The sequence below is a fragment of the Micromonospora sp. ATLC20 genome (assembly GCF_057196585.1).
Window position 1 is genome coordinate 1 of record NZ_JBXUOV010000159.1, and the last position, 13,416, is coordinate 13,416.

The 13,416-nt window shown below is 74.2% G+C and carries 16 protein-coding genes and 1 pseudogene; 14 read left to right on the plus strand and 3 right to left on the minus strand.

The features are described 5' to 3' along the window. Positions 1–440: class I SAM-dependent methyltransferase (locus AC2CHG_RS24800; RefSeq protein ID WP_484525688.1), on the plus strand; the 440-nt coding region annotated here is incomplete at its 5' end. Between the two features lie 23 nt (positions 441–463). Here AC2CHG_RS24800 and eccB read toward each other — a convergent pair. Then, positions 464–1,876 carry a type VII secretion protein EccB gene (eccB, locus tag AC2CHG_RS24805; protein WP_357209644.1) on the minus strand — a complete coding sequence of 471 codons (1,413 nt, stop codon included), beginning with the start codon at positions 1,874–1,876 and terminating at the stop codon, positions 464–466. 255 nt (positions 1,877–2,131) lie between these two features. On the opposite strand from eccB, the gene trxA reads away from it, so the two are divergent. The 12 genes and pseudogenes from trxA to AC2CHG_RS24865 all read left to right on the plus strand — a co-directional run bounded on the left by trxA (position 2,132) and on the right by AC2CHG_RS24865 (position 11,259). After that, entirely contained in the window at positions 2,132–2,482 is a 351-nt protein-coding gene (trxA, locus tag AC2CHG_RS24810) for a thioredoxin (protein WP_120570220.1), read from the plus strand. Positions 2,483–2,535: 53 nt separating this feature from the next. Continuing rightward, a complete protein-coding gene (locus tag AC2CHG_RS24815) occupies positions 2,536–2,805 on the plus strand; it encodes a metal-sensitive transcriptional regulator (RefSeq protein ID WP_013285930.1) in 270 nt (89 codons plus the stop codon). Positions 2,806–2,960: 155 nt separating this feature from the next. Further along, a pseudogene (locus AC2CHG_RS24820) lies at positions 2,961–4,360 on the plus strand (rhodanese-like domain-containing protein). Between the two features lie 86 nt (positions 4,361–4,446). Beyond that, on the plus strand, positions 4,447–5,031 hold the full coding sequence (locus AC2CHG_RS24825) for a rhodanese-like domain-containing protein (protein ID WP_114920221.1): 585 nt from the start codon (positions 4,447–4,449) through the stop codon (positions 5,029–5,031). Then, on the plus strand, positions 5,028–5,924 hold the full coding sequence (locus AC2CHG_RS24830) for a sulfite exporter TauE/SafE family protein (protein WP_262015445.1): 897 nt from the start codon (positions 5,028–5,030) through the stop codon (positions 5,922–5,924). Before AC2CHG_RS24825 ends, AC2CHG_RS24830 begins: the two co-directional genes overlap by 4 nt. Next, a complete protein-coding gene (locus tag AC2CHG_RS24835; protein WP_366620629.1) occupies positions 5,863–6,471 on the plus strand; it encodes a class I SAM-dependent methyltransferase in 609 nt (202 codons plus the stop codon). Before AC2CHG_RS24830 ends, AC2CHG_RS24835 begins: the two co-directional genes overlap by 62 nt. Before the next feature lie 81 nt (positions 6,472–6,552). Further along, a complete protein-coding gene (locus tag AC2CHG_RS24840) occupies positions 6,553–7,263 on the plus strand; it encodes a polyamine aminopropyltransferase (protein ID WP_366620627.1) in 711 nt (236 codons plus the stop codon). A gap of 72 nt (positions 7,264–7,335) precedes the next feature. Next, a complete protein-coding gene (locus AC2CHG_RS24845; protein ID WP_484525689.1) occupies positions 7,336–7,515 on the plus strand; it encodes a hypothetical protein in 180 nt (59 codons plus the stop codon). A gap of 100 nt (positions 7,516–7,615) precedes the next feature. Beyond that, entirely contained in the window at positions 7,616–9,295 is a 1,680-nt protein-coding gene (locus AC2CHG_RS24850; RefSeq protein WP_484525690.1) for a long-chain-fatty-acid--CoA ligase, read from the plus strand. Positions 9,296–9,344: 49 nt separating this feature from the next. After that, positions 9,345–9,563, plus strand: a complete 219-nt coding sequence (locus AC2CHG_RS24855; protein WP_366620623.1) for a hypothetical protein — start codon at positions 9,345–9,347, stop codon at positions 9,561–9,563. 67 nt (positions 9,564–9,630) lie between these two features. Beyond that, positions 9,631–10,722: a DNA glycosylase AlkZ-like family protein gene (locus AC2CHG_RS24860; protein WP_484525691.1), complete on the plus strand. Its 1,092-nt coding sequence runs from the start codon at positions 9,631–9,633 to the stop codon at positions 10,720–10,722. A gap of 15 nt (positions 10,723–10,737) precedes the next feature. Continuing rightward, a complete protein-coding gene (locus AC2CHG_RS24865) occupies positions 10,738–11,259 on the plus strand; it encodes a P-loop nucleotide/nucleoside kinase family protein (RefSeq protein ID WP_366620619.1) in 522 nt (173 codons plus the stop codon). Positions 11,260–11,274: 15 nt separating this feature from the next. Here AC2CHG_RS24865 and AC2CHG_RS24870 read toward each other — a convergent pair whose 3' ends face one another. After that, entirely contained in the window at positions 11,275–11,922 is a 648-nt protein-coding gene (locus AC2CHG_RS24870; protein ID WP_484525692.1) for a class I SAM-dependent DNA methyltransferase, read from the minus strand. Positions 11,923–11,964: 42 nt separating this feature from the next. On the opposite strand from AC2CHG_RS24870, the gene AC2CHG_RS24875 reads away from it, so the two are divergent. Further along, positions 11,965–12,732, plus strand: a complete 768-nt coding sequence (locus AC2CHG_RS24875) for a class I SAM-dependent methyltransferase (protein ID WP_484525693.1) — start codon at positions 11,965–11,967, stop codon at positions 12,730–12,732. Here the strand turns inward: AC2CHG_RS24875 and AC2CHG_RS24880 are convergent. After that, a partial coding sequence (locus AC2CHG_RS24880; protein WP_484525694.1) for a LysR substrate-binding domain-containing protein occupies positions 12,733–13,416 on the minus strand: 684 nt, incomplete at its 5' end.

Consider the following 13,416-nt stretch of genomic DNA (forward strand, 5'->3'; position numbering starts at 1 on the left):
GCACCGGCCGGGTCGCCGCCGCGCTCGCCGCGCGCGGGCACGACGCCGTCGGCGTGGACGCGGACCCGACGCTGGTCGAGGCGGCCCGCGCCGACCATCCCGGTCCCCGCTTCCTGGTCGCCGACCTGGCCGAGCTGGACCTGGCCGCCCAGGGTGAGGGCGAGCCGTTCGACGCCGCGGTGCTGGCCGGCAACGTGATGGTCTTCGTCGCGCCCGGCACCGAACGCGACGTGCTGGCCCGCGTCGCCGCGCACGTACGCCCGGACGGCCTGGTGGTGGTCGGTTTCGCCACCGACCGCGGCTACCCGGTGGCCGACCTGGACGCCGACGCGGTCGCCGCCGGGCTGCGCCCCGAGCACCGCTTCGCCACCTGGGATCTGCGGCCGTGGCGCGACGACGCCGACTTCGCGGTGAGCGTGCTGCGCCGCCCCGCCGGCTGAGCCTTCTCCTGCCGACCAGGGGCTCACGCGGGCGCGGCGACGGTGCGGGCGGCCTCCGGGTCGAGCGGGCTACCGGCCGGCAGGAGGTCCACCAGGCCCGCCGGCAGTCGCGCCGGGCGCACCCCGGCATAGCCGAGCATGCCCGGCACGTCCGCGCCGGTCAGCGCGTACCGCCGTCCGAGGTCGGTGACCACGCAGACCGCACCGCCGGTGGCACCCGGCGCGGACACCGCCTCGACCAGCGCGCCGCGTCCCGGCTCCACCACCACCTCGTCGGCGAGCCCGGCCCGCCCGCCCGGTGTCCGCGTGGCAGCGGCCAGGTCCGGCGCGGTGACGCCGACGCGGATCTCGCGGACGCCGGCGTCGTCACCGGCGCGCGCGCAGATCGCACCGCTCTCGGCGGTGGCCAGCCGGGGCGGTGCGGCGGGCGGCGCGCTCGCCCCGCCGGGCACCAGACCGGGCAGTTTCGGCAGCGCGGCGAACCGGCCGAGCGTGATCGGTTCCGGCTCCCGCTGGCCGGTGCGAGCCAGCAGCAGCGCCGCCTGCAACTCGGTGATGCCGGCCAGCCCGCCGCGCTGGGCCACCGCGTACTGCCGCCCGCCACCGGAGTTGCGCACCAGGTAGACGTCGCCCACTGCCGCGCCGGTGACCCGCTCGGACGGCTCGCCGAGGTCGTCCACCGGCGGTGGGGCCAGGTCGGCGCCGGCCGGCAGCGTGTTGAGCAGCGCCGCCGCGACCGGCACCGCCCGTTCCCGGGTGGCGGCCAGCGCGGCGAGCACCCGGTCGGTGTCGCGCAGCAGGTAGCGCCGGTCGTGCCAGAGCAGGTGCAGGCCGCCGTCCGGGTGCCGTGCCAGCAGCCCCTGGTCGCCGAGCACCCGGCCGCCCGTGGCCTCCCGCCCGATCAGCAGCACCGACCGGGCCTCGTCGCGCCCGGCCGCCGGACGCCCGGCCTCCCCGCGCCCGGCCTCGTCGCCCGGCGCCGAGCAGAGCGTCCACGCGTCGCGGACGAGCCGGTTCGGCGCGGGTAGCGAGTCCGGCGCGTCGGCGATGCCGAGCGGCAGACCGCGCGGCACCCCCTCGATGGCGCGGCGGCCGACCAGCACCGTCTTCGGCCGCTCCGCCCCGATGATCAGCAGCGCGGAGGCGTAGTTCGAGACCGGGTGCAGCTTCTCGTCGCGGTAGACGAATCGCGCGCCCGACTCCTTCTCCACGATCACCGCGCCCGTCTCGCGCCACGAGTCACCGCCGCCGGTGAACAGGCCGTAGAGGGCGACGCCGCCGAGCGCGATCGCCGCGACCAGGACACTGGCCAGACCGGCGCCGGCCAGCCGGCGGAACGGGGACTGCGGCGGGTCCGTCTCCCGCATGACGAGCGCGGCGACCGCCCGCTGGACGGTGAACTGGTACGAGTGCAGCTGGTCCTGCCGCGACGCCATCGGGTCCCTTCCCGCCGGGATGGTCGGCGCACAGGATAAGCGCTCCGTCGATCTCCCGGCGACCCTGCGTGTCCCTCACCGGCCCGTCGTTGTCGGCCCGCTCCGCCAGTACGCCGAGGTGGCTGCATCACACCCGCCCGAACCCCGCCACCTCCCCGAACTGGAGTCGATCAAGGCGGCCAGGACCACCCGCCCGGAATGGATACCCCCGGGGGTGTGTTACACATGGCGGAACCCGAACCGACGGAGGTACTGATGGCCAGCGTGGCGTTGACCACCACCGACTTCGCAGAGACGGTCAACCGGGACGGCATCGTCCTGGTCGACTTCTGGGCCGGCTGGTGCGGCCCCTGCCGGGCGTTCGCGCCGGTCTACGAGAAGTCCAGCGAGCAGCACCCGGACATCGTCTTCGGCAAGGTCGACACCGAGGCCGAGCCGGCCCTCGCGGCGGCCGCCCAGATCCGGTCGATCCCGACACTGATGGCGTTCCGGGACGGCGTGCTGGTGTTCGCCCAGCCGGGCGCCCTGCCGACGGCCGGGCTGGAGGAGCTGATCCGGGCCGTGCGTGACCTCGACATGGACGAGGTCCGGGCCAAGACCGCCTGACGGGTGGCGGCACGGGTACCCCCTGGGGTATCTTCGAGCGCAGGAGGTACGACGTGAATCTTCGACCGGAGATGACAGGCGAGGCGCTGACCCGGCTCAAGCGGGCCCGGGGGCAGCTCAACGCCGTCATCGAGATGATGGAGAACGGCGAGGACTGCCGCGCCGCGCTGACCCAGCTCGCCGCGGTCTCCAAGGCCATCGACCGGGCCGGTTTCAAGATCATCGCCTCCGGCATGCGCTACTGCGACGCCGCCCGCCAGGCGGGCGAGGAGCCGGAGATGACCGAGGAGGAGCTGGAGAAGCTCTTCCTGTCCCTGGCCTGACGGCTCCCTGGCCTGACGGCGTCCGCCTGACCGGCTGAGCCCCGCCCGCGCCGTGTGACAGCGACGCGGGCGGGTAAACACCTGCCTGGAGAACCCAGGCCGCAGACTGTCCCATGCATACCCCCCGGGGTATATAGGCAATGAGAGGAAACGACATGACTCTCGACGTGTCCGTCATCGCGACCTCCTCGCTCGGCGACCGCAGCTACCTCGCCTCCGACGGCCGGGTGGCGATCGTGGTCGACCCGCAGCGCGACATCGACCGCGTCCTGTACCTGGCCGGCGCCAAGGGCGTACGGATCACCCACGTGGTCGAGACGCACATCCACAACGACTACGTCTCCGGCGGCCTGGAGCTGGCCCGGATCACCGGCGCGCAGTACCTGGTGGCCGCCGCCGACACGGTCGGGTTCGACCGGACCCCGGCCGCCGACGGCGACACCGTGCCGGTGTCGGACACCATGCGGCTGCGGGTGATCGGCACCCCTGGTCACACGTTCCACCACCTGTCGTACGCACTCGACGAGGCCACCGACGGCGGCTGGACGGCGGCCGGCGTGTTCACCGGCGGCTCGCTGCTGTTCGGACCACCGGCCGCACCGACCTGCTCGGCCAGCAGTACGCGCACGAGCTGGCGCACCACCAGTACGCCTCCGCACGCAAGCTGGCCGACCTGCTGCCCGACGGCGCGCAGGTCTGGCCCACGCACGGCTTCGGCAGCTTCTGCTCGGCCAGCCAGGCCGACGCGCCCGAGTCGACGATCGGCCGGGAGAAGGAGGCCAACCCGGTGCTGCGGCTGGCCGCCGACCAGTTCGTCACCGAGACGCTGGCCGGGCTGGACGCCTACCCGGCTTACTACGCCCACATGGGCGTCGCCAACGCCGCCGGTCCCGCCCCGGTCGACCTCACGCCGGTGGCCCGCGCCGACGCCGACGAGCTGCGCCGTCGTATCGCCGCCGGCGAGTGGGTGGTCGACCTGCGCCACCGCAAGGCGTACGCGGCCTCGCACCTGGCCGGCACCGTCAGCCTCGGCCTGGACGGGCCGATGTCGACGTGGCTCGGCTGGCTGATCGACTGGGGCGTGCCGATCACGTTCCTGGCGCAGACCCCGGAGCAGGTCGCCGACGCCCAGCGGGAACTGGTCCGCATCGGCATCGACCGCCCGGCCGCCCAGGCCACCGGCGAGCCCGAGCAGTGGACCACGGACCCGTCGCAGCTGCGGGAGATGGCGGTGGCCGACTTCACCGCGCTCGCCGCCGCGCAGGCCGGGAAGACCCCGGCCGGGCTGCCCGCGCCGCAGGTCGTCCTCGACGTGCGGATGACGAACGAGTGGAAGGCCGGACACATCGACGGTGCGGTGCACGTGCCGCTGCCGGACGTGCCGAAGCGGCTCGCCGACATCCCCGCCGGGACCGTCTGGGTGCACTGCGGCTCCGGCTACCGGGCCACCGCCGCCGCGTCCCTGCTCGCCAACGCCGGCCGTGACGTGGTGCTGATCGACGACTCGTACGGCCGGGCCGAGGCGGCCGGCGTACTCATGGCGCCCACCGCCTGACCTCTCCCCGAGCGCCCGGCCGGCGTGCCCCTACGCCGGCCGGCGCCCGACCCTGCCCGAGAACACCCGCTGAAGGAGACCGAAGCATGACCACGACCACCCCCACCACCATCGACGCGGCGACCCTGCGCGAGCTGATCGCCGCCGGCCGTACGCCCCGGATGCTCGACGTGCGCACGCCCGGTGAGTTCGAGGCGGCGCACATCCCCGGCGCGTACAACGTGCCGCTGGACCTGCTCCGGGAGCACCGCGCGGAGCTGCGCAGCCACCTGGACGAGGACGTGGTGCTGATCTGCCGCTCCGGCGTCCGGGCCGGCCAGGCCGGTCAGGCGCTCGGCACCGTCGGCCTGCCCAACGTGAAGGTGCTCGACGGCGGCATGCTGGCCTGGCAGGCCACGAACGCCCCGGTCAACCAGGGCCGGCCGCGCTGGGACCTGGAGCGCCAGGTACGCCTCGTCGCCGGCTCGATCGTGCTCGCCGCGATCGTCGGTTCGGTGTTCGTCCCCGGCCTGAAGTGGGTCGCCGCGTTCATCGGCGCGGGCCTCACGTTCGCCGCGCTCACCAACACCTGCGCCATGGGCATGCTGCTGAGCAAGCTGCCGTACAACCGCGGCGCGAGCTGCGACCTGGACACGATCGTCGGGCAGTTGCGGGACGGGAGCCGCAAGTGACGACTCTCGTCCTGACGCTGGCCGGCGCGGTGCTGATCGGCGTGACGCTGGGCCTGCTCGGCGGCGGCGGGTCGATCCTCGCCGTGCCGCTGCTGGTCTACGTCGCCGATCTGCCCGCCAAGGAGGCGATCGCCACCTCGCTGCTCGTCGTCGGCGTGACCAGCGCCGTCGCCGTGCTGCCGCACGCCAGGGCGAACCGGGTCCGCTGGCGTACCGGGCTCATCTTCGGTGTGGCCGGGATGACCGGCGCGTACGCGGGCGGCCGGCTGGCCGAGTTCGTCCCGGCCAGCGTTCTGCTGACCGCGTTCGCGCTGATGATGCTCGCCACCGCGGTCGCGATGATCCGGGGCCGCCGGTCCGCCGAGGGCCGCCCGGTGCCGCACGAGCTGCCGATGCTGCGGGTGGTCGGGGACGGTGTGGTCGTCGGCCTGGTCACCGGCCTGGTCGGCGCCGGCGGCGGCTTCCTGGTCGTACCGGCCCTGGCCCTGCTGGGCGGGTTGCCGATGCCGGTAGCGGTCGGCACCTCGCTGGTCGTCATCGCGATGAAGTCGTTCGCCGGCCTGGCCGGCTACCTGTCCAGCGTGCAGATCCACTGGGGTCTGGCCGCCGGGGTCACCGCCGCCGCCGTCGTCGGCAGCCTGCTCGGTGGCCGGCTCACCGGCCGGATCCCGGCCGACCTGCTGCGCCGGGTGTTCGGCTGGTTCGTCGTGGTGATGGGCGTGTTCGTGCTCGCGCAGCAGTTGCCGCCGGTGTGGGGACTCACCGTGGGAGCGCTTGCCGTGGCCGGTACGGTCACCATGGCGGTGTGGGGCCGCCGGAGGAGGGAACACAGTGGACAGCAGCGCCTGGGACAGCCGGTACGCCGACACGCCCGGACTGGTGTGGAGCGCTGAGCCCAACCGTTTCGTGGTCGAGTCGGTCACCGGGCTGACTCCCGGGTCAGCGCTGGACATCGCCGCCGGCGAGGGCCGCAACGCGGTCTGGCTGGCCGGTCAGGGCTGGCGGGTCAACGCGGTGGACTTCTCCGCGGTCGCCGTCGACCGGGGGCGGGAACTGGCCGCCGCGCGGGGCGTCACAGTCGACTGGCGGGTCGCGGACGTGACCGCGTACCGGCCCGTGCCGAACAGCTACGACCTGGTGCTGATCAGCTACCTGCACCTGCCCGCGCCGGAGTTCGCCGGGGTGCTCGCCGCGGCGAAGTCCGCGCTGCGCCCCGGCGGCACGCTCGTGGTGGTGGGCCACGACCTGGCCAACCTCTCCGGCGGCATCGGCGGCCCGCAGGACCCGGACGTGCTGCTCACGCCGGAGTCGGTGGTCGACGGGCTGGCCGGGCTGCGCGTGCAGCGGGCCGAGACGACCCGCCGGCCGGTCCCGGGCACCGACGGCGGGACCGTCGACGCGCTGGACACCGTGGTGGTCGCCACCCGCCCCGCCGACTGACCGCCGTCCGCCGCCGTTTCGCCGGGCCGGGCCGGGACCGGCCGGTAGCATCCGGGGACGGATCAGCGGAGAGGACACCGGGTGGGCGCGCGTTTCGAGGAACTGGCCTGGCGGGAGACGCCGATCGGCGAGATCAGCCTGCGGCGGCGCCGTGACCCGGCACTGGACTCCGAGGTGTACGAGGTGAAGCTCGACGACGAGTACCTCATGTCCAGCGCCTTCCCGGTCGCGGAGATCGAACTGGCCCGGCTCGGGCTGGCCCCGCTCACCGGTGACGCGCTGGACGTGGTGGTCGGCGGGCTCGGCCTCGGCTACACCGCGCGTACCGCGCTGGAGGATCCCCGGGTGCGCTCACTGGTGGTGGTCGAGGCGATCGAGGACGTGATCGACTGGCACCGGCGGGCTCTGCTGCCGTTCGCCGCCGGCCTGGCCACCGATCCGCGTACCCGGTTCGTCCGGGCGGACTTCTTCGCCGCTGTGGCCGGCGACGGTCTCGACCCGGACGAGCCCGGCCGCCGCTTCCACGCGGTGCTGCTGGACGTGGACCACTCCCCCCGCCAGGTGCTGCACCCCAGCCACGCCCCGTTCTACACGGTCGACGGGCTGCGGCGGCTGGCCGCGCTGCTGCACCCGGAGGGCGTCTTCGCGCTGTGGTCTAACGATCCGCCGGATCCGGCGTTCCAGCGCACGCTCACCGAGGTGTTCCCGACCTCGGTGGCGCACGTCGTCCGGTTCCCGAACCCGTTGCAGGGCCGGGAGGCGGCGAACACCGTGTACGTGGCCCGGCACTGATCCACCGGGCGGCGCATGGCCGCACGAGCAGCGGGAAAGCGCACTGCCCACCGTACGACGGGAGGCTGGGACATGCGCGCTTTGCTCTGGGTGGTCGGCGTGGTCGCCGGTGTGCTCATCCTGCTCGGGCTGCTGCTGGAGGCGGTCCGCTGGCTCGTCGTCATCGGCGTGATCGCGCTCGCCGCGGTCATCGTCTTCGGGATCATGAAGGGCCGGCGGGTGGTGCACCAGCATTCGACCCGCCGTCGCTGACCTGCGCGGGTGTGACCTACCCGGCAACCTACGTCAGCGTAGGTTACCGCCCGGTCACGTTAGGCTGGGGTCGTCATCCGCGCGACGAGGAGTAACGGCGATGGACGCGACCGCCCAGCGACCCTGGACCCGCAGCTACGCACCCGGGGTCCCGGCCGAGATCGCCGAGCCGGACGGCTCGCTCGTCGACCTGCTCACCGAGGCGGCCGGACGGTTCGGGCCCCGGGTCGCGCTCGACTTCTACGGCGCCACCACCACGTTCACCGAGCTGGCCGACCAGGTGGCCCGCGCCGCCGAGGCGCTGCGCCGGCTCGGCGTCGGCCCGGGCGACCGGGTGGCGCTGGTGCTGCCGAACTGCCCGCAGCACGTGGTCGCGTTCTACGCCGTGCTGCGCCTCGGCGCGGTGGTCGTCGAGCACAACCCGCTCTACACCGCCGACGAACTGGACCGCCAGCTCACCGACCACGGCGCGACGGTCGCGATCGTGTGGGACAAGGTCGCGCCGCTGGTGGCGGGACGCGGCGCCGTGCGTACCGTGGTGTCGGTCGACCTGACCGCGGCGCTGCCGCGGCTCAAGCGGTGGGCGCTGCGGGTACCGCTGCCGAAGGTCCGCGCCGCGCGGGCCGCGATGACCGCCCCCGCGCCCGGCGCGCTGCCCTGGTCGGAGCTGGTCGCCGCCGCCGGGCCGCTGCCCGCCGGGCATCCCGCGCCCGAGGCCGGGGACGTGGCGCTGCTCCAGTACACAGGTGGCACCACCGGCGAGCCGAAGGGTGCGGTGCTGACCCACCGCAACCTGCGCGCCAACGCCGCGCAGGGCCGGGCCTGGGTGCCCGGCCTGCGCGACGGCGAGGAGACCGTGTACGCGGTGCTGCCGCTGTTCCACGCCTACGGGCTGACGCTCTGCCTGACCTTCGCCGTCAGCATCGGGGCCACACTGGTGCTGTTCCCCCGTTTCGACGCCGACCAGGTGCTCGACGCGGTCCGCCGCCGCCCGCCGACGTTCCTGCCCGCGGTGCCGCCGGTCTACGCGAAGCTGGCCACCGCCGCCCGCGAGCGTGGCGTCGACCTCACCTCCATCCGGTACGCGATCTCCGGCGCGATGTCGCTGCCACCGGCCACCGTGGAGCTGTGGGAGCAGGTGACCGGCGGCCTGCTGGTCGAGGGGTACGGGATGACCGAGACGTCCCCGATCACCGTGGGCAACCCGGTCGCGCCGAGCCGCCGGCCCGGCACCGTGGGCGTGCCGTTCCCCTCCACCGACGTGCGCATCGTCGACCCGGAGGCCCCGTCCCGGGACCGCTCCCCGGGCGAGGCCGGTGAGCTGCTGGTCCGCGGGCCGCAGGTGTTCTCCGGCTACTGGCACCGGCCCGAGGAGACGGCCAAGGTGCTGCTGCCGGGCGGCTGGATGCGTACCGGAGACATCGTCACCATGGACGCCGACGGCTTCGTCACGGTGGTCGACCGGATCAAGGAGCTGATCATCACCGGCGGCTTCAACGTCTACCCGTCCGAGGTGGAGGAGGCGCTGCGCCGCGTCCCCGGCGTACGCGAGGCCGCCGCCGTGGGCATGCCCACCGACGACGGCGAGGAGGTCGTCGCCGCGGTGGTGGTCGACCCGGCGGTGGCCGTCACCCCGGAGGCGATCCGGACCTCGTGCCGCACCCATCTGGCCGGCTACAAGGTGCCCCGCCGGGTCGTTGTGGTCGACGAACTGCCGTACTCCCAGATCGGAAAGATCCTGCGCCGCGAGGTCCGCGAACGGCTGCTCGCGGCTCGCTGACCCGATTCCGCCCGTTTGCCGGCGTGGCGGCGGGGGTAGGCGGGCGTCCATGGTGGATTCACGGGGCAAGTCAGTCGGTCGTTACCTCATGCGCCTGGTCGGCGGCGTCGCCGTCATCCTGGGCCTGCTCGGCATCTTCGCCACGCTTGCCGACGGCAACCTGGTCGGGATCGTGCTCAGCGTCCTGTTCATCGGCGGCGGCGTGTTCCTGCTCAAGCGCTCCGGCCCGGACCGGCGGACTGACCCCGCGCCGCGCGCCGCCCGCTGACGGCACGCGGCCACGCCGGTCGGCGCTCCGCGCCGGACGTGTCGGTGCTGCCGCCTACGCTGTGTCGATGACCGACAGGCGTCAGGTGATGGCTTTCCGCGTGCGCGCCCAGCAGCTCGACCGGGCCGAGGGCTCGCTCGCCGACACCGCGGTGCTCGACATCGGCGTTCAGGACACCGGCCCCGACGGAGGCCGGTGGGCGCTCGCCACGCGCGGCGTCGACGTGGCCCCGCTGACCGGCGACGACGTGGCTCTGCTCTGGACCGTACGCGGCGCCCCACACCTCTACCGCCGCGCCGACGTGGGCGCGGTGGCCGCCGCGGTCGAGCCGTTCTCCGACGCCGACGCGGGCAAGCGCATCTACGACGCGGCGAAGCCGCTCAAGGCCGCCGGCATCGGCATCGTCGCCGCGCTCGACGAGGTGGCCGCGCGGATGCGGGAGATCGTCCGCACGCCGACGGTCAAGGGCGCGGTCTCCGGGGGGCTCGCCGAGGTGATGCCCGAGCCCTACCTGCGTCACTGCCGGCCGTGCGACGCGATCCATCTCTACGAGATGCCGTTCCGGCTGGCCGCCGTGCGCGCCGGGCTGGAGCTGCGGCTCGACACGTCGCCGCCGATCCTGGAACGCATCCGCGGCTTCCGTCCGGCCGCCGCACCCGGCGACCGGTTCGAGCTCATCCGCGCCTACCTGCGGCTGCTCGGCCCGGCCACGCCCAAGCATGTCGCCGACTACCTCGACGCCCCGGTCAAGGAGGTCAAGGCCCGCTGGCCGCACGACGCGGTCGAGGTGAGCGTCGACGGCGAGACGCGCTGGGTCCTGGCCGCCGACGAGGCGGCGCTGGCGTCGGCAGACGCCACGGCGACCCGCCTGCTCGGGCCGTTCGACCTTTTCCTCCAGGCGAAGGACCGGGCGACGCTCGTGCCCGACGCGGCCCGCGCGAAGGAACTGTGGCCGGTGCTGGGCCGCCCCGGCGCCGTGCTGGCCGACGGTGAGCTGGCCGGCACCTGGCGGCCCCGCAAGTCCGGCCGGTCGTTCACCGTCGCGGTCCAGCCGTGGCGAAAGCTCACCGGCAGCACCCGCGACGCGGTCGTCGCGGAGGCCGAGCGCCTCGCCGCGTACCGGGGCGTGCCGCTCGCCGGCGTCGACTTCGCCGCGTGATGGCATCATGATCGCGTGATCGTCTGGATCAACGGCGCGTTCGGTGTCGGCAAGACGACCACCGCGCGGCTGCTCACGGAGTCGCTTCCGGACGCGCGGCTGTTCGACCCGGAGTTCCTCGGCTCGATGCTCACCGCGTTCGTCACCCCGCCGACCGGCGACTTCCAGGACCTGCCCCTGTGGCGTCACCTCGTCGTGCAGACGGTCACCGGGCTGGACCGGCACCACGCGGGCGTCTGGATCGTGCCGATGAGCCTTCTCCTTCCGGCGTACCGGGCGGAGATCCTCGGCGGCATCCGCGCCTGCGGCATCGACGTCCGCGAGGTCGTGCTCACGCTCCCCGAGGACCGGCTGCGTGCCCGCATCGACGCCGACCAGATCGAGGCCGGCGCGCGCGGCTGGCGGCACGACCACGTCGCCCGGGCGCTGGACACGTTCGCGTCGGTGACCGACGCCCACCTGATCGACGCCTCTCCCCCGCCCGAGCACGTGGCCGACGCCGTCGCCGCGCACGTGACCGGGGATCCGGAAGCGTAGGGCGAGGGCCTGATCTCAACTGTGGGCGAAGACGAAGCCGCCTTCGACGTCCGGGGCGGGGTGATGCGTCATCTCGGCCTCGACGGTGAAGCCGGCGTCGGTCAGCCAGGCCGCGACCCGCCCCGGTGGACGGCGGTACACGTGGACGCGCATCGGGTGCCCGCCGTACCCCTGTGTCTTGAGCCGGCTGCCGTCACCGGCGTGGAATCCGAGCAGCACGACGCCGCCGGGCCGCAGCACCCGGTGGAATCCGGCGAGGACGGCGGGCATCTCACCGTCCGGGACGTGGATCAGCGAGAACCAGGCGAGCAAACCCGTCAGGCACCCGTCGGTGAGGTCGAGGCGGGTCATCGAACCCACCTCGAAGCGGAGGCCCGGGTGGTCGCGCCGCGCCAGGTCGATCATCGCCGGTGACAGGTCGATGCCGAACGCGCTCAAGCCCAGATCGTGGAGATGCCGGGTGATCCGGCCCGGTCCGCAGCCGATGTCCGCGACCGGCCCGCTCCCCCGCACCCGGACCAGTTCGGCGAAGAGCGCGAGGATGCCGCGCTGGAACGGCTCGTTCGCCAGGGCGTCGCGCAGCAGGTCGGCGTAACTGGACGCCACCGTGTCGTAGGAGGTGCGGGTGTCGTCCAGCCAGCCGGGTTCGCCCACACCGCGCACGATAGCCGCGAACGAAGGACCGATCGTGGAAGGATGACCGGCATGCCGGATCGCGCGTTGAGCTTCGGGGCGGCAGCGCAGGCGTACGAACGGTTCCGGCCCGGCTACCCCGAGGAGCTGGCCGACCTGGTGCTGGCGTACGCGGACCGGCCGGTCCGGACCGCACTGGAGATCGGCGCCGGGACCGGCAAGGCCACCCGGCTGTTCGCGCGGCGCGGCATCGCGGTCACCGCCACCGACCCGGATTCCGCGATGCTCGCCGAACTGCGCCGGCACGTCCCGGCCGACGTGCGGGTCCGGCAGGCCGCGTTCGAGCAGTTGCGCGCCGTCGAGCGCCACGACCTGGTGTACGCGGCAGCGGCGCTGCACTGGACCGACCCGGACCGGCGGTGGGAGCGGATCGCCGGGCTGCTCGCGCCCGGTGGTGTGTTCGCGTCGTTCGGCGGGCCGCTGCGGCCGGCCGACCCGGCGGTGCGCGACGCGGTGGCCGCGGCCCGGTCCGAGTTCCTCGCCGACGACGAGATCCCGTCGCCGGACGGGACGCCGCCGGAGGCCGGCATGCAGTGGCCCGGCACGGAGCTGCGCGCGTCCGAGTGGTTCACCGACGTACGCCAGTCGGAGATCGCGCGGCGGATCACGATGAGCGCCGACGACTACGTCGGTCTCCTGTCGACCGTCTCGGCCTATCTCGAACTGCCGCCGCATGTCCGTGAGCAGGTGTTCCGCCGCGTCCGGGACGTGCTGCCCGGCACGGTCGAGGTCACCTCGGACGTCACGGTCCACCTGGCGCGGCGAACGTCGCAGCCCTGATCACCCGGGCCAGGCGGGCCGCCAGACCGGCCCGGGCAGCGGCGGCAGGCCCGCGAAGTGGCGGATCACCGGCCGCAGCCCCGGGTGCGGACCGGTCCGGGGCAGCATGAGGTTGATCGGGTACGCGAGCCCCGGATCCGTGATCGGGATGCGGCGCAGGTCGTGGCCGGCGGGCCAGAGGTAGCGGTCCCGGGCGCCGACGAGCGTCGCCACGTCCGCGGAGTCCGCGAGCTCGTCGAGGAGCACCTCGGTGCCGAAGTTCGGCCCGGTCGCGTCCACCCACAGGTCGAAGGCGTCGGCGAGTTGCTCGTAGAACTCGCCCCACTCGCTTCCGGGCACGATGCCCGGCACCCGCAGCCGGTGTCCGCGCAGCTCGGACGGCGTGAGCGTGGGCGCGGACGCGAGCGGGTGCCGGGGACCGGCGAGCAGTTGCAGCGGCGAGTCGAAGGCGCGGACCATCAGTACCTCGGGCGGCAGCGCGGCCGGGTCGGTGACGGTGCGGAACGCGGCGTCGACGTCGCCGGCCCGGACGGCGGCGGCGACCTGCCGGGGGTCGTCGACCCGCAGCGTCACCACGTCGAGGTCGACGCCCGGGTGGGCGCGCCAGTAGTCGTGCAGCAGGACGGCCTGCGCGCTGCGCAGGCCGAGCACGTCGATGCGCGGCGCCCGAGCGCCGGGCCGGAC